The sequence below is a fragment of the Saonia sp. genome, assembly GCF_056326165.1.
Genome location: NZ_JBWFBN010000008.1, coordinates 61005 through 81680 on the forward strand (window position 1 = coordinate 61005; position 20676 = coordinate 81680).

General features: G+C 34.8%; 20 protein-coding genes. 8 read left to right on the forward strand and 12 right to left on the reverse strand.

Annotated elements, in window-relative coordinates; genetic code table 11:
• Window positions 1-20: 20 nt before the first annotated feature.
• Together AC000W_RS08655 and AC000W_RS08660 are read right to left on the reverse strand one after the other, a co-directional pair.
• On the reverse strand, window positions 21-854 hold the full coding sequence (locus AC000W_RS08655; RefSeq protein WP_474747608.1) for a DUF4249 family protein: 834 nt from the start codon (window positions 852-854) through the stop codon (window positions 21-23).
• A gap of 4 nt (window positions 855-858) precedes the next feature.
• On the reverse strand, window positions 859-3225 hold the full coding sequence (locus AC000W_RS08660) for a TonB-dependent receptor (protein ID WP_474747610.1): 2367 nt from the start codon (window positions 3223-3225) through the stop codon (window positions 859-861).
• Window positions 3226-3553: 328 nt separating this feature from the next.
• On the opposite strand from AC000W_RS08660, the gene AC000W_RS08665 reads away from it, so the two are divergent.
• A complete protein-coding gene (locus AC000W_RS08665; protein ID WP_474747612.1) occupies window positions 3554-5257 on the forward strand; it encodes a PorP/SprF family type IX secretion system membrane protein in 1704 nt (567 codons plus the stop codon).
• 62 nt (window positions 5258-5319) lie between these two features.
• On the opposite strand, the gene AC000W_RS08670 is transcribed toward AC000W_RS08665, so the two are convergent.
• From AC000W_RS08670 to aqpZ, 6 genes are all read right to left on the reverse strand, one after another.
• A complete protein-coding gene (locus AC000W_RS08670) occupies window positions 5320-6459 on the reverse strand; it encodes a cellulase family glycosylhydrolase (protein WP_474747613.1) in 1140 nt (379 codons plus the stop codon).
• A gap of 118 nt (window positions 6460-6577) precedes the next feature.
• Entirely contained in the window at window positions 6578-6955 is a 378-nt protein-coding gene (locus AC000W_RS08675) for a hypothetical protein (RefSeq protein WP_474747615.1), read from the reverse strand.
• Window positions 6956-7067: 112 nt separating this feature from the next.
• Window positions 7068-7670 (reverse strand): FMN-binding negative transcriptional regulator, encoded by a 603-nt coding sequence (locus tag AC000W_RS08680; protein WP_474747616.1) that lies wholly within the window; start codon window positions 7668-7670, stop codon window positions 7068-7070.
• 2 nt (window positions 7671-7672) lie between these two features.
• Complete coding sequence (rluF, locus tag AC000W_RS08685) at window positions 7673-8404, reverse strand: 23S rRNA pseudouridine(2604) synthase RluF (protein WP_474747618.1); 732 nt, start codon at window positions 8402-8404, stop codon at window positions 7673-7675.
• A 71-nt stretch (window positions 8405-8475) separates the two neighbouring features.
• A complete protein-coding gene (locus tag AC000W_RS08690) occupies window positions 8476-9423 on the reverse strand; it encodes an MBL fold metallo-hydrolase (protein ID WP_474747620.1) in 948 nt (315 codons plus the stop codon).
• A gap of 83 nt (window positions 9424-9506) precedes the next feature.
• The gene (aqpZ, locus tag AC000W_RS08695; protein ID WP_474747621.1) at window positions 9507-10199 is read right to left on the reverse strand and encodes an aquaporin Z; all 693 of its coding nucleotides are present in this window, start codon (window positions 10197-10199) and stop codon (window positions 9507-9509) included.
• Between the two features lie 169 nt (window positions 10200-10368).
• On the opposite strand from aqpZ, the gene AC000W_RS08700 reads away from it, so the two are divergent.
• The 7 genes from AC000W_RS08700 to AC000W_RS08730 are packed head-to-tail and all read left to right on the forward strand — an operon-like array spanning window position 10369 to window position 14329.
• Window positions 10369-10992: a hypothetical protein gene (locus AC000W_RS08700; protein WP_474747623.1), complete on the forward strand. Its 624-nt coding sequence runs from the start codon at window positions 10369-10371 to the stop codon at window positions 10990-10992.
• 6 nt (window positions 10993-10998) lie between these two features.
• The gene (locus tag AC000W_RS08705) at window positions 10999-12327 is read left to right on the forward strand and encodes a 2TM domain-containing protein (protein WP_474747624.1); all 1329 of its coding nucleotides are present in this window, start codon (window positions 10999-11001) and stop codon (window positions 12325-12327) included.
• A 5-nt stretch (window positions 12328-12332) separates the two neighbouring features.
• Window positions 12333-12635 carry a 2TM domain-containing protein gene (locus AC000W_RS08710; protein ID WP_474747626.1) on the forward strand — a complete coding sequence of 101 codons (303 nt, stop codon included), beginning with the start codon at window positions 12333-12335 and terminating at the stop codon, window positions 12633-12635.
• Between the two features lie 11 nt (window positions 12636-12646).
• On the forward strand, window positions 12647-12925 hold the full coding sequence (locus tag AC000W_RS08715; protein WP_474747628.1) for a 2TM domain-containing protein: 279 nt from the start codon (window positions 12647-12649) through the stop codon (window positions 12923-12925).
• 33 nt (window positions 12926-12958) lie between these two features.
• A complete protein-coding gene (locus AC000W_RS08720) occupies window positions 12959-13240 on the forward strand; it encodes a 2TM domain-containing protein (RefSeq protein ID WP_474747630.1) in 282 nt (93 codons plus the stop codon).
• Window positions 13230-13565: a 2TM domain-containing protein gene (locus tag AC000W_RS08725; RefSeq protein WP_476658672.1), complete on the forward strand. Its 336-nt coding sequence runs from the start codon at window positions 13230-13232 to the stop codon at window positions 13563-13565. The genes AC000W_RS08720 and AC000W_RS08725 overlap by 11 nt, the downstream gene beginning before the upstream one ends.
• Before the next feature lie 8 nt (window positions 13566-13573).
• Entirely contained in the window at window positions 13574-14329 is a 756-nt protein-coding gene (locus AC000W_RS08730; RefSeq protein WP_474747633.1) for a LytR/AlgR family response regulator transcription factor, read from the forward strand.
• A gap of 96 nt (window positions 14330-14425) precedes the next feature.
• Here the strand turns inward: AC000W_RS08730 and AC000W_RS08735 are convergent, their stop codons facing one another.
• The 4 genes from AC000W_RS08735 to AC000W_RS08750 form a co-directional block, all read right to left on the reverse strand.
• Window positions 14426-15610, reverse strand: coding sequence for an LETM1-related biofilm-associated protein (locus tag AC000W_RS08735; protein ID WP_474747634.1), 1185 nt, complete (start codon window positions 15608-15610; stop codon window positions 14426-14428).
• Between the two features lie 433 nt (window positions 15611-16043).
• Window positions 16044-16694, reverse strand: coding sequence for a hypothetical protein (locus AC000W_RS08740; protein WP_474747636.1), 651 nt, complete (start codon window positions 16692-16694; stop codon window positions 16044-16046).
• Between the two features lie 52 nt (window positions 16695-16746).
• On the reverse strand, window positions 16747-19959 hold the full coding sequence (locus tag AC000W_RS08745; protein ID WP_474747638.1) for a VPS10 domain-containing protein: 3213 nt from the start codon (window positions 19957-19959) through the stop codon (window positions 16747-16749).
• Window positions 19960-20036: 77 nt separating this feature from the next.
• The gene (locus AC000W_RS08750; protein WP_474747639.1) at window positions 20037-20612 is read right to left on the reverse strand and encodes a YdeI/OmpD-associated family protein; all 576 of its coding nucleotides are present in this window, start codon (window positions 20610-20612) and stop codon (window positions 20037-20039) included.
• Window positions 20613-20676 lie beyond the last annotated feature (64 nt).

Genomic DNA, 20676 nt, shown 5'->3' on the forward strand with positions numbered 1-20676 from the left:
ATTATCTTAAAAAAAAAAATCTATTCAATGGTATATGAAGTTTTTACAACTTGTGTTAGCCTAAAATAGCCGTTTGCATAATTTTCTGGGTTGGTATAGTTTACGCAATTTCCTTTTAATGCAACTGGTGTTGTACTAAATGGGCCATCACTTTCTGTTTGTTCTATAAGAATATACATATAGTTGTAATAGGCTTCAGAAATGCCATAAATGTAAATATCCACTATATCGCCAGGAGTTAAGGGAGTATCCTCATCATCATCAATTTCATACCACCAATCTATTTCATTTCCATTTACAAACTCATCATTGCCAACCTCCAAGTAAGGCAAAAGGTCTCCTTGCCTATGAAATTTAAAAAGGTAATTGTTTCCTTCTTCTTGTGGGTCTGTAAAAATGGTACTTATTTCTAAGGCATCCTCATCAAAACCCTTGTCTTTGGACTGTATAACATCATCTATGTCCACAACAGGGTATAAAGTATCGTTTGCAGTATAGATTTCTCCATTATAGACTACCTCTAAAGTGTATGAATTGCCTATTATAGGGACAAAGTCTGTTGCAATATAACTACCGTTGTTTTGGTCCATGAAAATAAATTCCGTCCCATCCATATCATTGGTCACTTTAACGGAAGCACCTGCTACGGGTGAATTTGTTGTTGTATTATAATATTCTGTTGAGGTACTCAACTTTATAGTTTGATTATTGCCCGCTGTACCTTTTTCCCAGTCCAGAGAGGCTTCAATGACCAATCTAGAAGGTGCTGTTTGTACATCAACATCGATAACATCTGTACAAGAAGTAAACACGATTATTAAAAATATGATTGATAGTTTTATGTAGTTTTTCATCTTTTTAAAATTTAAAATTATAGGTTGCTGATGGCACCATGCCAAAAATGGCAGTTCTTGTAGCTTCATTTGCCCCAGTTTCAACATTTTGTCCAAAACTTATGGAAGCAGCATTCTTACGGTTATAGACATTGTAGATTCCAAAGACCCATTCGCCCCGTATCTTCTTATGGGGTTTTCTGTTTGGAGTCCATGTAGCGGATAGATCCAATCTATGATAAGCTGGCAACCTGTCCGAGTTTCTTGGGGCAAAACTTGTAATGGATATTCCTTCATACTCATACTGTCCATTAGGATAGGTTACGGGCCTTCCCGTTTGATAGACCAGATTGGCTCCAAACTTCCATTTATCATTGAACTTATAAGCTCCAGTGACCGATATATCATGGGTTCTGTCATAGGGTGTGGAATACCAATTACCATTGTTTATTCCAAGTCCACCAGCATTACCGCCGGGAGCTTTTTGTTCAGATTTGGATAGGGTATAAGCTATCCATCCCGTTAGGTCGCCTTCGTTTTTTCTAAGTAATAATTCTAAACCATAAGACCTTGACTCACCATTTAAAATTTCTTGCTCAATGGTATTGTTTCCGATAAGGTCAGAACCATCTATGTAGTCAATTCTATTGTCAACGGTTTTATAATAAATTTCGGATTCCAATGAATATTTGCCATCCTTAAAGTTTTTAAAATAGCCAAGTGCATATTGGTCAGACAATTGGGGTTTAATGTACTTTCCGCTGGGTGTCCAAACATCTAAAGGCGTAACCCCAGAAGTATTGGAAAGTAAATGGATATACTGAGCAGCCCTAGAATATCCAGCCTTTAGGGAAGAATCATCATTTATTTGATAGGCCATGGATGCTCTTGGCTCAAAATTATCAAATTTGGCAATGGTCTTTCCTTTTTCGTAGTTGGTCTCCCCAATTGGGGTTCCCCTTTCATAAATACCTAATAGAGAGTTATAAACTACAGGTTGATTATTTGCATAATCTACCATGGCTTGGCCTCCCAGTCTATTAAAAGTGCTATATCTAAGCCCATATTGCATGGTAAGTTTATTGGTAAGCTTGTGTTCGGCATTTATATAGGCACTGTTTTCCAGGGCTTTTTTACGGTCCAAGGACAAGGCATTGATAGCGGATGTTTCTGTAGTTGGTCTTATTTGCCCAGGGTCAAAATCATAGTAAATACTACTTACGCCAAAATCCAGCTTGTATTTATCGCTCAAATAATATTTAAGGTCATATTTTATATTAAAGTTTTCTATGGCAGATATCCAATCGAACTCTGCAATAGTAATGCCCAGGTCATAATCATATTTACTATAGATAAGGGACAAATTAGAGAAGAGACGCTCGTTAAAAATGTGGTTCCATCTTAGGTTGCCAGATAAATTACCATAATTACTTTTAAAACTGTTACCAATTTTAAAGTCATCCCTTCCAAAATAGCCAGATAAGTACAATCTGTTATTCTCATTTATGCCATAATTGCTTTTTAAATTTAAATCATAAAAACTTACTGCATCTTCTTCCCCGGCTGCTTTTAGTAGGTGATGGACATACGAGGTTCTACCGGCAACCAAAAAAGAACCCTTGTTATTGAACATGGGACCTTCCATGGCCAATCTACTGGAAATTAGCCCAATACCACCTGTCATAGCAAAATTTTTATTGTTCCCGTCTTTTTGACGTATATCCAGAACCGAGGAAACACGCCCACCGAAACGAGCAGGAATACCACCTTTGTAGAGTTTCATATCCTTAATGGCATCTGCATTAAAAATTGAAAAGAAGCCAAGCATATGGGAAGAATTGTAAATAATGGCTTCGTCCAAAAGAACTAAATTCTGATCTGTAGCACCTCCACGCACATGGAAACCACTGGAACCTTCTCCATTATTGGTAACTCCGGGGAGCATTTGTAATGATTTAACAATATCTACTTCGCCTAAAACCACAGGCATTTGCTTTACAGTGCTTATGTTTAATTTATTAACACTAACCTCTGCTTTTTTTAGGTTTACACGCTCTTTTTCTTCATCGGTTACCACAACCTCTTTAAGTTGGGTAGATGTTTCTTTTAGTTCAATATTTAGTTTAATGTTGCCATTCAACTCTATTTCCTTAATGAAATCGGAATAGCCCATATAGGAAACCACTAAGGTGTATGCCCCCTTGGGAGCGGTGATGGAATAAAACCCATATTCATTGCTAATACCACCAATAGAGGTGTCTTTTAAATAAACTGATGTTCCAAAGAGGGATTCTCCATTGATTTGGTCCGATATGGTACCGCTGACCGTAAAACTCTCCTGCCCCATAAGAATAGAGGAAGAAAATAGAATTAATAAAAGGATTTTTTTCATGTAACTGTTTTTTGATTGTTTAATTATAGACAGACCAAAAAACCATAGGTTGCATAGAAAGGCAATTTTTTTTAGTATAGAAGAAGGAATGGTTCTTAAGAACCTATGTATAATAACTAGGTTTTATTAAAAAGCGAGTAATACATCGAAAAAATAATTCTGTTTACCCAAAAAGATATAACTTAGAGTATAATCCCAAATCAATAACAAGTTTAACCTATGCTCTAAAAACTACTCCTACACTCATTTTATTTTCATTTTTATTACCTATACAATAGGTATTATTCCTATTGGGGAGATGCTTTTTAGTGCGGAAAATACGTATGCTATGTTTTGTATAAAGCTAACTAACTCAAAAAATACCAATTTTGGCTTTTCCATAAGCACATTTTTATTCCTGTTCTTAATGGGAACTGTATTCAATACAGTTTCTGCTCAAGAAGAAAATCCTTACGTATCCTATGATGTTCCATTCCAAAACCTGTTAAAATTTAATAGGTTTTTAATAAACCCAACTTTTTCAACAGTAAGAGAGGATAAGTCTTATATAAACATGTTTCATAGAAGCCAGTCTGCTTACTACCAAGATAATGTTCAGAATTACTTTCTAAGTTATAGTGGCAGGATTAATGACCGTACAGGGCTAGGGATAAGTTTTTACAATCAGCAAGAAGGTGTTATTTCAAATTTTGGTGTACTTATGAATTATGCTTATGGTATTAAGCTAAGTGATAAGAGCAACATGACCTTTGGGGTAAATATACCTTACTACAATAGCAGTTTTGACCAAAACAGAGCTATTACAGTTGAAAATGATGTTTTATTGAATGATTTGGAAGATAGCTCCATTTTGGCTTTTCAACCTGGGTTGAATATTTCTTATGGAAAGTTTGATTTTGGTGTGTTTGCAGAAAACCTTTTTGATTTTAATCTTAAGACGGGCGAATCTTTAACGGAGTTCAATGAAAAAACATATTCTGGACACATACAATATACACATGAATTAAAGAATACCCGAGGTGCTTTTGAAAATGGTAGGCTTTTACCTTTATTGAGAGCAAGATTAAAAGGAGAAACGGGTGTTGTATATGGAGGGGGGCTTATTTTAGATTTACCCAAATTGGGTTGGCTACAAGGTGGCTATGATAGTCATTATGGAGTGTCAGCAGGTACAGGCTTTAATCTTAATCGTAGACTTTCTTTTGGATACAATTTTGAAAAAGGACTTTCTAACAGTGTTACAAATCTTGGAGTTACCCATGAAATTTCTGTTGCTTATTCTTTTGTTCCGAATCTTACAGAAGATATGGTTAGCAATGATATTGATGTGCCTGAGAATGCAAAACCGATTGATGAAAAAACAGGAATGCCATCATATAATTCCTTATTAAACGAAATTGAAAAGCTTAAAAAGCAACATGGTGAAAATTATGCTGTAATTAATGAATTGATGTTTAGGTTAGATTCATTAGAAGCCAATAGAAATAATGATTTGGAGAATCGTTTTGTGTCGGTAATGAGAATGGTGAAGCGAGAGACAAAAGGTGAACGTCCAGATATAGAGAAGAGAGCTAAGCAAATATACTTTGTTAATAATGACAAAAATGTAAAAGAGGAAAATGCGGGGCTTACCATGTTGGATGAGGCCAAGCTGAACCTTGACAAACAATTGGCCGCTATTAAAAACGACGGTGTTGGCATGGCTACCAATAAGAACGATATTAAAATAAAAGAGTTTAGAAATCTATCTGGTATTAGTGAAGGGCACTATATTGTGGCCAATGTATTTGGTACCGAGAAATATTTGGAAAATTTTGTTAGTACCCTTAGAGAACAGGGACTAGACGTAAAATACTTTACCAACCCCGAAAACAACCTAAATTACGTGTACCTAGAACGCTATGAAAATAGTGTTGAGGCCGAAAACGCCTTTAGATCCAATTTTAACGGAAAGTACTTTGAAGACATGTGGGTAATGCATGTAGACAATAGCCGTTATGAAGGAATGGCTACTTTGGAACTAGAGGATTAACAAAACTGTGCCGTACATCTCATCCTTTCCTGGACTTTCATGTTCAGGAAGGGTGTTTTGTACTAATACTCATCTACATCATCTAACAAAGATTGTGGCCTAATAGATGTTTTTTGAACACTATTTTCATCATCTACCATGGTTAATCTTCCCCAATCATTGTTCCAGTTTCCATATAAACCATCAGAAGTAATATTATATTTACTTTCCCCATCTGGTTGGTCGCAATCGCCATTGTTTACAGCTCCCCAAGACCAGTTGAGCCATCCAATTTCTTTTTCTTGACACTGCTTCATTGCATTTACATAAGGAAAAGCGGTGTTGCAATCGTACCCGTTGGGCTGTGGGCCTTCACCAAAAAGGAACGGAATACCATCGCTTACAACTAAATCTAAAAAGCTGTCCAATCTACTTTGGCTGTTGTTTACCCAATAGGTATGTACAGAGAACATTGTATTATTTAGAGGGTCGTGGTTGAACAGTTCTTCCCAATTACGGGCAATAATACCTTCATCTTTTCCCCAATCCGATGAATCTATGATTAATGGAACTTCATAACCCTTGTCTCTTAGTTTGGTAATGGCATCTTTGTAATTGGTTAGGAATATTGAATCTCCACCACTAGGCCCAACTTCGTTTGCTATATTAAGCAATACCCATTTTTTGTATTTGTCCATTACTGCCTTTACATCATCTTGTAACCAATAATCTACGACCGCTGGTAGTTTAGTCCAATCTCCTGTTGCATCATGCATTTCTACCATTGGTATCATACCATTTCTTATGGAGTTGGCAATAAGCTCGTCCAGTTCTGTTAAATTTCCAGTTGTTAACCATACTAAACGAATTGTATTGGCACCGGTTTTGGCAATTTCCGATAAAATAGAAGCACCAGTTCTATCGCTGGACCATATCATCATTTCATTAACACCACGCATTATTACTTTTTCACCAGTCATTGTATATAAGAACCTGCCTTCCACATACATAGTTTCTGGAGTTGATGATGTCTCTTCTTCTTCTTCTTCTTCCGTTTCCTCTTCCTCAGCTTCTTCTTCTTCTTCTTCTTCTTGCATTTGTTCCTCTTGTTCTTCTACTTTTTCCTCGGCTTGTTCCTCAAAAACAGCTGAGTTTGTGGATGTACATCCAGTAAAAAATAGAAAAGAAAGAAAGAAGATAAACAGGGTAGTTGGGTATTTCATAGAAGTATGTAATATGGTTTATAACCCAACAAAGTTATCCTTAATGCAGTGATACTTATGATTAAGAAATGTCAATTCCTGATAGAATATTGCGGATTTATCTATTTTTACCGATAAATTAGTTAAAAACATCAATTTTATTCCTTTTTCCTATGATTTCAATAATCCAATAAATCAATTGCCCAATACCCCCAACAAAAATAAAGAGCAATACCCAGACCAAAATCATATTATTTTCTTTAAGGTTTGGATTCTGCACAGCATGTATAATGTAGAAAATAAGACTGCCTAGGCATATAAAAATCATTAAAAATATCATTATAAAAAAGAAACCAAAACCTCTCCAAAATTCTATTGGTGGTTGCCCATCATTTTCAAGCTCTGGTAAATTGCTGAAAATGGAATATATAAAGAAAAAATATCCTATAAGCATTAGGAATAATGAAATGAAAGGAGCCAAAGCAAAAAATCCTTGCCAAAATTTATTGTGTAACATAATCCTATGATTTAAAAAACTATTTATCCGAAATTCCGAGTACTCGTAGGGGAATCAGCTTTTGTAAGTGGGTTAAACCCCAATTGGCTATCGCCCTACGATTTAAAGATAGTTATTTTTTCATTTGTTTGGCAATGGCATCACTACCGGGATTGCCAGTTTCTTCTAGTTCTTCAATAATTTTTGGATGATCCCCTGGCCTTCCTTGGGAAAGTTTATAAGCTGCCTGTATATCTGTGATTTCAATTTTAAAACCGACTACACCTTTTATTTGTCGCATTGTTTTTGAAGATAAGGTATCAATGGAAATTGGATTTTTAGAGCCTTTTTCATACTTGTTTACCAATTTATGCATGGAGTCCAGAACCTCATTTTCCGAAAGAATTTTAACTGTACCGTAGACATGCACGGCAATATAGTTCCAAGTTGGCACTTCCTCTTTTTTATACCAAGATGATGAAACATAACTATGGGGCCCATTAAAAATGCACAAAACTTCTGTGTTTTCAGAAAAGGTTTTCCACTGGGGGTTTACTTTGGCAATATGGCTTACTAAGATATCTTTTCCATTTTCATCAGTGTCCAATTCTAATGGAATATGCGTTGCCCATGGTTTCCCATCTACCTGATTTATAAGAATGCCAAAGCTATTTTGTTGTATAAAACTTTTTACTTCTTCTAGGTTTTCATTTTTGTAATAATGTGGAATGTACATAGCTAATCGGTATGGGTTTTGGCCGAGGTTTCTACTAATTTATTTATGCCCAAAAGTTCTTCTTCTGTAAGATTTCTCCACTTACCAACGGGAACATCCAGAGTAACATTCATAATGCGGACTCGCTTTAGTTGGGTTACTCTATAATCCAAATACTCACACATTCTTCTAATTTGACGGTTAAGCCCCTGTGTAAGAATTATTTTAAAAGTGTTTTTGCCAGTTTGTTCCACATGGCATTTTCTGGTGACTGTATCCAGAATAGGAACACCAGCACCCATTTTAGTAATAAACTCTTTAGTAATGGGTTTGTTCACTGTCACTATATATTCTTTTTCGTGATTGTTACGAGCTCTGAGTATTTTGTTTACAATATCCCCATCATTAGTCAAAAAAATAAGGCCTTCACTTGGTTTGTCCAATCTGCCAATAGGAAATATACGTTTGGGATACCCAATAAAATCTATGATATTGTCTTTTTCTACCCCCGTATCTGTGGTGCAAACAATACCCACAGGTTTGTTTAATGCTATGTATACATAGTCTTCTTTTGACGGAGAAATAAGCTCACCATCTACACGAACCTCGTCCTTAGCAACAATCTTGGTTCCCATCTCTGGGACACTACCATTTATGGTCACTCTGCCTTGTTCAATAAGCTTATCTGCTGCTCTACGTGAGCAATAACCAACTTCGCTTAGGTATTTGTTTATTCTTGTTGCTTTATCTTCCATTGTGCTAATACCACTTTCTACAAAGCAAAATTACGATAATGAATTGGTTTGTAATTTTTGGAAGGATTTAGTTATTTAGATTGACTAAGTTCAAGTTCAATTTTTCGCCATGGGTAAGGTCCAAAATGTAAATCCAGAGCCATACGTATGGCGTTCATCTCAATCCAATCCTCGTAATTGTCCCAATCATGGTATTTTGGTAGGTCTATGTATTTAGGAATATCAGTTAGGCCAGTGCCTTTATCAAACTCAATTTTTACAGCGGCTCTTAAATCTTCTAAGAACTCTCTAACTTCAGTTACCTGAGTTTTATCTCCAATAAATTTACCATCCGTTCCGTGAGCAAAAAGGGCGGTATTAAATTCCATTGCTTCAATTTCTTTTAAAGTGCGAATCCATTCGGTAGGAGTAAAGTCGGGCACAATGGTATAAACAACACGGTGAGGAATTACCAAGTCCGCGATGTATACAATTTTCTCTTCAGGAAGTCTAAAAACCGTCATTCCCATTCCATGGTTAATTCCATGATAGCTAAGTTCTAGTTGCTTGCCGCCCACATTAAAAATGGTATCCTTTCCTTGCCAATACGTATCTGGTTGTACTAAATCCTCATGAGGGTTTGCCTGTAACCATTCATAAGCTTCTTTATGAGCAATAAGGGTTGCGCCAGTCTTTTTAAAGGCTTTTCCACCTTTAGAGTGGTCCCAATGGTTATGACTCATAAAAAGATGAGTAATGGGTTTGCCTGTAAGTTTTTTAATTTCAGCTACTACTAATTCTGCATGTGTATTGCGTGCGGGGTCAATAACAAGAACGCCATCATCTGTAATTATAGCTAAAGAATAAAAATTACCTTCTTTTTTACCAATGCTATAGACACCATCAGCAAGTTTAATAGCATTGGGTTGTTTTTCTGCTTTTATATTTTGAACAGTATTGTCTTTACTTTCTATGGATTTCTTTTGCTTACACGAAAGGAGTAAGAAAAAAAATAAAAAAAATGTAACTAATTTATACATGATTGGTAGTTGGTTTTGGCACGATAATATACAAATAAAAAAGTCGCTTTATAGCGACTTTTAAATTACAATATTATGTTATGTTAGTCTCCTTTCTCGGGAGAAATATATTTATAAACAACTCCAGCTAAAAGAGCACCTACTATTGGAGCTACCCAAAATAACCATAATTCTGACAATGCCCAATCACCAACAAATACTGCCTGACTTGTACTACGAGCAGGGTTTACAGAGGTGTTTGTCACTGGAATACTAATTAAATGAATTAAAGTAAGCCCAAGACCAATTGCCAAACCAGCCAAATACTTGGGAGCTTTAGAATGTGTTGCTCCTAAGATGATGATTAAGAACATAAAGGTCATTACAATTTCAGTAATTAGTGCCGCACCCATACTAAAACCTCCAGGAGAATGCTCGCCATATCCATTAGCTGCAAAACCACCAATACCATTAAAGTCAGCTTTGCCAATAACAATCATATATAAGATTCCTGCACCAGCTATAGCGCCTAGCACTTGTGCTATAATGTATGGCACAATGTCTTTGGCATTAAAACGGCCGCCTGCCCATAATCCTAAGGTAACGGCTGGGTTTAAGTGACAACCAGATATGTGACCTATGGCATATGCCATAGTAACAACAGTAAGACCAAAAGCCAAGGATACCCCTACAAAGCCAATTCCAAGTTCTGGAAATCCTGCCGCAAGGACTGCACTTCCACAGCCACCTAAGACCAACCAAAGGGTGCCAATAAATTCTGCTACTAATTTTTTCATTTTTAAATGTTTATAGTTAATAATTACGGTTAAAGTGTCTTTAAATGTACTAAAAAAGTGATTATATACAATTCATCCTTTAATAATTACAATTCGGTATTTCTTATTCTGAAAAAGAAGTAAAGCACCACATCTTTGTAGTGTATTAATCAAATTAAAACAAACAGTTATGAAAAAAATAATCACTTTATTTCTTCTTTTAGCTATTACAGCCTTGAGTGCCCAAGATCAGTATACCAAAGGAATGCAAAAGGCATTTGATTTTTGGGGAGAAGGAAAAATTACAGAAGCCTCCAATCTTTTTGAACGAATTGCCATGGCAGAAATGGACAATTGGTTGCCCAATTATTATTTAGCGCAAGTAAATACAGTTGCTGCTTTTACAGAGAAGGACAAGGATAAACTTGCTCAGTTATTAGGAAAGGCCCAGGAGGCAATAGACATAGCGAAGGCTATTTCTCCAAACAATGTTGAGATTATGGTTCAGCAGGCAATGATACACACAGCATGGGTAGCTTCAGATGGAGCTACATATGGTATGACACTTTCTCCAAAAATTGTATCAATATATAATAAGGCTCTTACAATTGCTCCAAATAACCCAAGAGTAATCTTAAACAAGGCCGAATGGGATATGGGCAGTGCCAGCTATTTTGGTCAGGATACGGCTCCATATTGTAAGGATGTAGAACGCTCCTTAGAACTTTTTGCTAACTTTAAACCAGAATCACCTTTTCATCCAAATTGGGGAAAAGAAAGAGCCGAACAAGTATTGGCTAACTGTAAAGAATAATTAAAAATGAACGGGACAATTAAACAAATAGCAACCCTTTTTGGAATAGGTACTGTTATATTTCTGATAGATAGTGGTATTAGTGCGGGATTTCAATTTAAAAGTTTCAATGACGCATTGATTAACTTTGGTTTTCATCAATTGTATTCTTTTGTCCTAGGTTATATAAACATCTATTATTTTGACTATTTAGAAAAAAGAAAATGGAAGCGTACACGTAGGGACCAAATTAAGAGAATATTAGTGGGTGTTATTGGGTCTGTAGTATTTACCCTAATAGGATTGTTTTTACTAAATATGGTTACAGAAATGACTGTAGGTGGAGAGTCATTTCAAGAGTTTATAGATGGGGAGAGCTTAGAGGATTATCAATTTGGACTTTGGATTACCCTATCAATAGTAGCTATAGGACATTTTATTTATTTCTATAATAGATATCAACAAACTAAGGTAAAAGAATCACAAATTGTTGCCAAGACAGAGTCGGCTAAGTTTGAATCTCTTAAGAATCAATTAGATCCACATTTTTTATTCAACAGTTTAAATGTGTTGACATCTTTGATAGGAGAGAACCCCCCTGCTGCAGAGAGGTTTACAACAAAATTATCTAAGGTATATAGATATGTATTGGAGCAAAAAGACAAAGATTTAATCTCTTTGGAAGAAGAATTAAAGTTTGCCAAATCATATATGGAACTTCTTAAAATGAGGTTTGAGGATGGTATTGATTTTAGTATCCCAGAAACTGTGAGCAATCCAGAATTAAAAATTGTTCCCTTGTCCTTGCAGTTGCTATTGGAAAACGCTGTAAAGCATAACGCCATTACTTCTAGTAACCCCCTAAAAATTAGAATTTTTGAGGAGAATGGTTATTTGTCAGTTGAGAACAATATAAGCCCTAAAACGGCTTTTGAGAAAAGCACAAAAGTTGGTTTAAAGAACATTAACCAACGATATAGCTTAATTACAACCAATAAGGTTGAGGTGACAAATGACAATAAAACATTTAAAGTAAGATTACCATTATTAACACAAGAAATTAAAAAAATGAAAACAGATTATATAAACGACAGCAACAAATACATTAGAGCAAAAAAGCGTGTGGACGACTTAAAAGAGTTCTACGGAAGTTTACTGGCGTACTGCCTTGTAATTCCTTTTTTAATTTTCATCAACTATAGAACATATTGGGGTCACCAGTGGTTTTGGTACCCAATGTTAGGTTGGGGATTGGGACTAGCTATACAAGCTTATAAGACTTTTGGTTATGGCTTTAATTGGGAAGAGCGTAAGATACAAGAGTACATGGATAAGGATAAAAACAATAAACTTTAATTGCTATGGAAAGGGATTATATAGAAGAGGATCGTTACCTAAGAGCTCAAAAGAGAGTAAAAGATTTAAAAGGATTTTATTGGCATGCATTCTGGTATGCTGCTGTGAATATTTTTATCCTTATAATGATTTACCGGAATTTAGGAAAGAACGAAAGCTTTTTCCAATATGGACATTTTGCCACAGCCTTTTTTTGGGGAATAGGACTAATGTTTCATTGGATAGGTGTTTTTGGTGTCAGAGGTATTTTTACAAAAGACTGGGAAAAGAGAAAAATAAAGGAATACATGGAAAAGGATAATAATTAATAATACAAATTATGGACTTTGAAAATTCAGAAGAAAATAGAAAATATATAAAGGCAAAAAACCATGTGGATAAAATGAAGAGTTTTTATACTCACATTATAGCATATGTTATACTAATACCTGTATGGATATTTATAAATTATAAAACATATTGGGAATTTAAATGGTTTTGGTTTCCTGTCATAGGAATGGGAGTCAGTATTATTATTCACGCTTTTATGGTCTTTGGATATGGCAAGGATTGGGAAGAACGTAAAATGAAGGAGTTGATGGAAAAAGACACATTATGAGTTTTTTTAATTATGCCATTAAAATATAGGGCAATGGAAATTATTGAAAATAAGGAAAACAGAAAGTACATAAAAGCAAAGAAAAAGGTAGAAGCTTTAAAGGGGTTTTATACTCACACGTTTGTAATTGCATTGGTAATACCGTTTTTAATTTTTATAAATTATATGACCTATTGGGATTATCAGTGGTTCTGGTTTCCATTGGCAGGAGGCGTGTTAAGTGTGCTTATTCATGGGATTGTGGTATTTGGGAACAACTCAGGTTGGGAACAACGCAAGATTAAGGAGTTTATGGAAAAGGAAAATGAATATTGATTTTCATACTATGAATAATGACTATTTAGAAGAAGAACGCTACTTAAGAGCGGAAAAAAGATTAAAAAATGTAAAAGGGTTTTACTGGCATCTTTTTTCTTATATCATTGTAAATACTGGTTTTACCTTATTTATGCTAAATAGTGACCTACCTGTAAAAGAGGGGATGGATATGGGATTTAACGGCTTGGGAGTGTATGCCATTTGGTTCCTTTGGGGCATAGGGTTGTTGGCTCATTGGTTATATGTTTACGGCGTAGAATTTATTTTTTCAAAAAAATGGGAAAATAAAAAGACAAAGGAGTTTATGAAAAATGATAAATAAAATTAAAAATGAATGTACTAATCATTGAAGACGAAAAACCGGCGGCAAGACGCTTGTCTCGTTTGTTGGGAGAGTTTGGAGTAGAGGTTTCTACGATGCTTCATTCTGTTGAGGAATCTATAAACTGGTTTAATAACAATGAACATCCTGATTTAATTTTTCTGGATATCCAATTATCAGACGGACTTTCTTTTGAAATTTTTGATGAAGTAGAGGTGAGTAGCGCTATTATTTTTACAACGGCATATGATGAATATGCTTTGCAAGCTTTTAAGCTAAATAGTATAGATTATTTGTTAAAACCTATCGATGAAGAGGAGCTAGAAAGTGCCGTAAAAAAGTATCGAAATTTGATGCCTTCCAATCAAAAAATTTCATTGGATTTTAATGATATAAAAAAGCTATTAGGAAACCCGATTGAGAGGGAGTATAAAAAAAGATTTACAACTAGGGTAGGGCAGCATTTAAAAATTATAAATGCAGATGAAGTGGAATGTTTTTATAGTGAAAACAAAGGCACCTATGCGGCAACAACGGATGGGCGAAATTATTTATTGGATACTACTTTGGAAAACTTGGAAGAAGAACTTTCCCCCAAATTATTCTTTAGGGTTAGTAGAAAGCATTATGTAAACATAAACCATATAAAAGATATAGTTTCTTATACAAATTCTAGACTAAATATTAAGATGAACAGGTTTAATGACCAAGAAATTATAGTAAGTAGAGAGCGTGTAAAAGACTTTAAGTTATGGTTAGAGTAAAATAATTTAATTATCTGGTACATAATATTTTAAAACAACAAAAAAGCAACTATAAATAAAACTTATAGTTGCTTTTTTAGGTCTTTTTTATAAAAATTACTCCACTCGATTGTCATCAAAAGATGAAGGTAGTAATTTGGGGATTAATTTAATAAAAATTGGTAATAAAACAGCACCTCCAGGTAAAATAAATATTGCTAAGGATGGAATACTTTTAAAAATATCTAACAACTGATTTTGGATTTTTTTCTTCTCTTCTTCGGTTAATTCTTTTACGGTGGATTTAGAAATAAGAGTTACCAATTCTTTGCTTTCAGACAATTCTTTTTGTAGTCGTTTACTATTTCTAAGAATTAATTTCTTAACAACTTTGCTCATGCTATCATAAAACTGATAGGCCAAATTATGGTCTTTTAATTGAGGTATAAAGCGTTCATTTTTGTCAAAAAATGAGGCGATATTTCCAAGGTGATTTAATACCTTTTTTTTGCTAAATCCTAAGTCATTTCCAACTTCAAAAATAAATTCGGATTCTTTAAAATCCAAAGACTGATCTTCCCATACAGTTAGACAGGTTATATCCAAAAAATATGTATTTTCTTTTGTGGTTGATTGTCCAATTATTTTTGTTTTTAATGTTTCATCAAATTTTCTTTCTACCCCATTAATAAAAGTTAAGGATGACGCAAATAGCTGGGCCAACTTTTTATCCTTTTCGTTTGTCTCTTTAGAATTTAAAGCATGGTATGCCAAGTTTATGGTAACATGTTCTATGTTTTGTGCATACTTAACAATGTTTTTTTCTCCTTGTAAATACTTCTCAAAGACCAATACATCTATAAAAAGAAAAGAATTGGTAATACTACTGTTAAAGGTTTTGCTTATAACGTTATCTTCTATATATACTCTTGAGTTTATTAGTTTTTCTAGTTGGGATGAAGTTTTTTTTCCTGTAAGTAGTTTGCCTAAAAACGATATGCTTGCTATATCTAGTTTTTCATAGAAGTTAAATAGACACTCCAGAAAATCAATAAATTCTATTTTTCTTTTTTTAAAGGAGTAAGTATAATACAGGGCAGTAAGCAAATTAATTTTAGCCTTTTCATCTTCTGTAAGCTCAAGTTCTATTTGAAAGAAATTTGGTACGCCAACATTTAACCCATAGATAAACCCTGTTTGTTTAAGGGAATCATATAAATCGTTAAAATTAGCATAGGGTGAAGGTATTTCCCCTACCAAATGCCCAAACTTATCTATCCAACCAGATGCAGAGGGGTTCATGGGCTTTTTTATTATTCAAAAGTATAACAAAAACTTATTAGAAGTACTGTGAATACTTGTTAATCAAAAATAATTCTTTTTAAATAATTTAAATAAAATAGTAGGAAAAATATTACATATAAAGTATATTTGTCTTTTTGATATACACTCTATTTTTTTGGTATATAAAAGTTTAAAATATTGAAATTCCCCTAAATCTGCCAATTATGGAGTACTATCTTTTTATTTTATGGATTTTTATAATGCTATCCCTGATAGCACGTGTAATTTATGCACATAGAACCTTATTAAAAACTAAAGAAGGACATAATGGTTAGTGTTTATTAAAAGTTCCCTTTATTTCTTTTTTTTTTGATAAGATATTGTTTAAGTCTATAAATTAAAAAAGCCGCTCATTATGGGCGGCTTTTTATATATAGTAAGGTTATACTTTTCAATTCTTGTTGAGAAATATGGTCCCCATTACTGCTACTTCATTCCACGTTTTACTAACACCATCCGGTCCTGTATGAAGTATTTCACATGCTTTATTTAATGAAGCTAACGCATCTAAAGCATTCCAGTTTTCTAAATTTAGAGTGCCTGTAAAATTAACATGATTATCCTCTGTGATTTCATAATCCAATGGTAATGTTGCCGAAACTCCATTCAAACTTAAATTTACAGAACATTTTTGGTCAGCATCAATTGTTAAAGTTCCGGAGATTAACTCTGTATTTTCCATCATACCAAAGAAGAATTCAATGATTTTTGGGTCTCTAGTACCAGTTGCATCATTAGTAAAAAGGCTACTCACGGGTATAGAAAATTCTAGACCATTAAGTGTCTCAATTTGTGTTACTGCCGGAGAGGAATTCTTTAATTCCACCTTAGTAAACTTACCACCAACAGGTAGTTTGTCACTGGTTTTATAAGCCGTAAAACTTACAGAAGTTGAATCTGACACTATGCTGTACATTTCTTCCTTTTCGGCCTCCTTTTTGGCATCATCATAACCGTCTTTAAATCCTTTTTTAAAATCTTTGCAACCAGTAGCTATAATCAACATAGCTCCCAAAATTTCTATTAATATCCACTTTTTCATTTTAAATGTTTTATTTGTGTTTAAAGTTACAGAATAAATTGCTCTACTATTTCTAATCAATACTAAATGTTTTAGTTTCTTTAAATGGGGAAACATCCAATTTATTAATAGCTTCTCTATAGGTCTTCCATGTATCGGTAAAAAAGGAGTTGGTCTTTTCAAGAGCACTTTTTAGCTCTTCCTCAGCAAATTGAATCAGCTGCTTTTCGGTTGCAGTGACCCCGTTTTTTCTTGTAGAAGTATAATAGTCAGCATTCCCAATTCGTTGCATAACGGTAATTTCCGGGTTTCTGGTAATTCCTTGTCGTTTGTCCACTTTTCCAATATAAAGTGCTACTATGGAGTCTATTTCTTTTACAATATCCTTGGAAGCTTTTATTTGATCTTTGTATTTTTCTTTATCTAACTCTTGCAGTTCCTTTTTATATTTTTCGGCCACATTTTTACTTTCATTAAGTTGTTTTACCGCATCAGCAGAGATTTGGGTGAGTTCTTGGATTTTTTTGCCAGTTTCATACACTTCGTTAATGGATGACACGGATACATTAAGTCTTGGATCGCTCTTAACTTCTATTGTTGTTTCCTCAACTAGATCCCCATAATGCATTTCTACTTTATAAGTTCCTGGTTTCACTTCCAGCCCACTTCGTTCATTATTGCGCTTACTAATTTTTCTTGTAGGTCTATCCGGTCCTTTTTCGTCCATACTCCAATACATTCTATGGAATCCGGCTTTTTTAGGTGTTTTTTGTTTTAAGGTACGAATCAAATTATCACCATCATAGAACTTAAAGAAAATGGTATCCTTTGTTTTTTCTCTTACTTTGGTTGAGTCGGTTTCTTCTTTGTTTTCTTCACCTTTGTCACCATCCTTTTTTTCTTCTTTTTTCTTTGCTACTTCTTTTAGGTAATAAGTGAACATAGCCCCCGATTTTTTGTTCTCACCGTTATAAATTGCATCACCACCAAATCTACTGCCCGTTGGTTGTTGGTAAGCGGCTTGATAAGCAGTAGGTGGGTCAAACAACTCTATTCCCTTGCCTAAAATTGATTGATTGGCAGCCAAAGCTCTTAGTGGACGAATATCATCTAATACCCATGCAGCACGACCAAAAGTTCCAATAATTAAATCTTGCTCCCTTGGATGAATTGCCAAATCTTTAACAGAAACGGTTGGAAATCCTTCTGTCCATTTTTGCCATAAAGTACCAGCATTAAAGGAAATGTAAAGTCCGTCATCTGTACCTAAAAAGATAAGATTAGGGTTTTCTGGGTCTTCTATAATGGAAAGCGTATAACTTTCTACATCGTTGGCATCAACTATTCTAACCCACGTTTTTCCGTAATCTTTTGTTCTGTAGGCATAAGGAGTATAATTAAAACGTCTGTAATCATTGGCAATCAATAATGCCTCTCCCTTATTGTTTTTTGATGCCTTTATTTGTGGAATCCAACTACCTTTTGGTAAACCTTTTATGTTTTGGGTAACCTCTATCCAGGTTGCACCTCCATTTTGGGTATAATGTACGCGACCATCATCAGTACCTGCCCAAAGCATATCTTTCTCTATCGAAGAAGGTTCTATAACCAAAACAGTACAATGGTTTTCCGCCCCAGTGGCATCCATAGTTAATCCCCCACTTTCACTTTGTTTTTGCTTCTCTGGGTCGTTTGTGGTCAAATCCGGAGAAATAACCTCCCAAGTAAGTCCTTTGTTGGTACTTTTGTGTACAAACTGACTTCCAAAATAAACGGTACTATTATCAAAAGGGTCTTGACCAATACCAGCATTCCAATTAAACCTTAGTTTGGTCTTAGCATCTGGTGGGGTAGGGCGTACAATATAATTATTGCCAGTTTTCCAATCATAACGAGAGACAAACCCCTGTTGACTCATGGCATATCCAAACTGGGAATCATCCAAATCTGGAACAACATCAAAACCGTCACCAAAGGCAATTTCTTGCCAATAACTGTTGCGTATTCCCTGAGCACGCCATACATAGGCAGGCCCACGCCATGATCCATTGTCTTGCATTCCCCCATAGACATTATAAGGATATTCATTATCGTAATTAATATGATAAAATTGCGCTACAGGTAGGTTGCCTATAAAACGCCATGATTTCCCACCATCTTTGGTAATATTTAATCCACCATCATTACCATCAATCATAAATTGACCATTGTCTGGATGTATCCACCATGCATGGTGGTCTGGATGAACACCATTATCCACATTATAGGCTGGCATTAATTGTTTAAAACTGTTACCACCATCTTCTGATACATTGATATATGTAAAAACAGAATACAATCGGTTTTCATTTTGAGGGTCTACATAAATTTCTGAATAGTAAAAAGGTCTATTGCCAATATGTGCTTTATCATTTATTTTTTTCCATTTAAAGCCTCCATCTTCAGATTTGTATAAGGCATTCTTCTTAGCTTCAATAAGAGCGTATATTATGTTGGGCTTGTTTTTACTTATTGTAATACCAATTCTTCCCATATTTCCTTTGGGCAATCCATCTTCATCTGTTAATTTCTTCCAGTTTTTTCCGCCATCATGGGTCATATAAAGACCACTGCCTTCCCCACCAGACTTAAAAAACCAAGGATCCCTTTTATGTTCCCACATGGCAACAATCAATTTATTGGGATTGGTGGGGTCCATAACCATATCGGCCACACCAGTTTTGTTGTTTACAAAGAGAACTTTCTCCCAGGTTTCCCCACCATCGGTGGTTTTAAATACACCGCGCTCTGCATGTTCACCCCAAGGAGAACCAATAGCTCCAACATAAACTACATCTGGATTCATAGGGTTTATTAATACTCTGTGGATGTGTCTGGTTTTTTCCAAACCCATGGATTTCCAGTTTTTTCCGCCATCCAAGGATTTGTAGATTCCGTAACCGCCATTAAGACTGTTTCTAGGGTTCCCTTCACCTGTTCCTGCCCAAATTACAGAAGGATTAGATTGTTGTATGGCCACAGCTCCAATGGATGCTGTAACTTCTTTTTCAAAAATGGGTTCCCATTTAACTCCGCCAGAGGTAGATTTCCATAAGCCACCAGAAGCGGTTCCTACATACATAATATCAGGATTGGAATGTACCACATCTATTGCGGTGACACGACCGCTCATACCGGCTGGGCCAATATTTCTGGGTTTCATGTCTTGAACCATGTCCATTTTAAATTGTTGTGCTGAAGTAGATAACAGTGCTAAAAATAGCACTAAAGAAAGTAGTTTTTTCATCTGTAAAAGTTGAGTTAATTAGTCTTTCTAAAGATAAAGAAATCTTATAATTATAACCTTAAAAAAGTATGGGGAAATTACCAGGTATTCCTAGACTTTATATTTTCTTTACACAGTCTTATAATTTCATTGATTCTCTTAAGCCTTGTTGCTTCTCTTTTTGCCTGATTAAGCCAATACAAATAGCTTTTGCGATATCCTGGAGCAAAATTTTGATAGTTTGTATGTGCTAACTTATTTTGGTTAAAAGCTTTTTGTAAATCAGTTGGGACAACACCATTTTCCACATCATCTAAAACTGTCCAAGAACCATTTTCTTTGGCCACTTTTATTGTTCTCTTACCACTTTGGTGCATTAACCCTTCTTTTGTTAAAGTCTTTATATATGTTTTGTTTAATTTGCTCCAAACACTTTTAGGATTTCTGGCACAAAAATATTGTCTGCGTTTTCCATCTCCCAAGCTCTTAACCGTACTATCAATCCAACCATAGCACAGGGCCACTTTTACCGCTTCTTCCCAACGCATACTATCCATAGGATGTTCTACTTTATAGAATATAAGATAAATTCCTTCTGAGGATTTATGATTTTCATGTAGCCATTCCCTCCAATCAGTGTCATTTTTAAAATAGAGCTCGGGTATTTCTTTCATTTTTTCACTTTTATTTAACATTCAATATCTATAGGAGATTATGAAGATGCAAATTACTATCACT

Coding starts and splice junctions, on each gene's coding strand:
- AC000W_RS08655 (WP_474747608.1), bottom strand. CDS start 854: ATGAAAAACTACATAAAACTATCAATCATATTTTTAATAATCGTGTTT.
- AC000W_RS08720 (WP_474747630.1), top strand. CDS start 12,959: ATGGAAATTATTGAAAATAAGGAAAACAGAAAGTACATAAAAGCAAAG.
- AC000W_RS08680 (WP_474747616.1), bottom strand. CDS start 7,670: ATGTACATTCCACATTATTACAAAAATGAAAACCTAGAAGAAGTAAAA.
- AC000W_RS08740 (WP_474747636.1), bottom strand. CDS start 16,694: ATGAAAAAGTGGATATTAATAGAAATTTTGGGAGCTATGTTGATTATA.
- aqpZ (WP_474747621.1), bottom strand. CDS start 10,199: ATGAAAAAATTAGTAGCAGAATTTATTGGCACCCTTTGGTTGGTCTTA.
- rluF (WP_474747618.1), bottom strand. CDS start 8,404: ATGGAAGATAAAGCAACAAGAATAAACAAATACCTAAGCGAAGTTGGT.
- AC000W_RS08725 (WP_476658672.1), top strand. CDS start 13,230: ATGAATATTGATTTTCATACTATGAATAATGACTATTTAGAAGAAGAA.
- AC000W_RS08675 (WP_474747615.1), bottom strand. CDS start 6,955: ATGTTACACAATAAATTTTGGCAAGGATTTTTTGCTTTGGCTCCTTTC.
- AC000W_RS08710 (WP_474747626.1), top strand. CDS start 12,333: ATGGAAAGGGATTATATAGAAGAGGATCGTTACCTAAGAGCTCAAAAG.
- AC000W_RS08750 (WP_474747639.1), bottom strand. CDS start 20,612: ATGAAAGAAATACCCGAGCTCTATTTTAAAAATGACACTGATTGGAGG.
- AC000W_RS08745 (WP_474747638.1), bottom strand. CDS start 19,959: ATGAAAAAACTACTTTCTTTAGTGCTATTTTTAGCACTGTTATCTACT.
- AC000W_RS08705 (WP_474747624.1), top strand. CDS start 10,999: ATGAACGGGACAATTAAACAAATAGCAACCCTTTTTGGAATAGGTACT.
- AC000W_RS08700 (WP_474747623.1), top strand. CDS start 10,369: ATGAAAAAAATAATCACTTTATTTCTTCTTTTAGCTATTACAGCCTTG.
- AC000W_RS08660 (WP_474747610.1), bottom strand. CDS start 3,225: ATGAAAAAAATCCTTTTATTAATTCTATTTTCTTCCTCTATTCTTATG.
- AC000W_RS08665 (WP_474747612.1), top strand. CDS start 3,554: ATGTTTTGTATAAAGCTAACTAACTCAAAAAATACCAATTTTGGCTTT.
- AC000W_RS08670 (WP_474747613.1), bottom strand. CDS start 6,459: ATGAAATACCCAACTACCCTGTTTATCTTCTTTCTTTCTTTTCTATTT.
- AC000W_RS08715 (WP_474747628.1), top strand. CDS start 12,647: ATGGACTTTGAAAATTCAGAAGAAAATAGAAAATATATAAAGGCAAAA.
- AC000W_RS08690 (WP_474747620.1), bottom strand. CDS start 9,423: ATGTATAAATTAGTTACATTTTTTTTATTTTTTTTCTTACTCCTTTCG.
- AC000W_RS08735 (WP_474747634.1), bottom strand. CDS start 15,610: ATGAACCCCTCTGCATCTGGTTGGATAGATAAGTTTGGGCATTTGGTA.
- AC000W_RS08730 (WP_474747633.1), top strand. CDS start 13,574: ATGAATGTACTAATCATTGAAGACGAAAAACCGGCGGCAAGACGCTTG.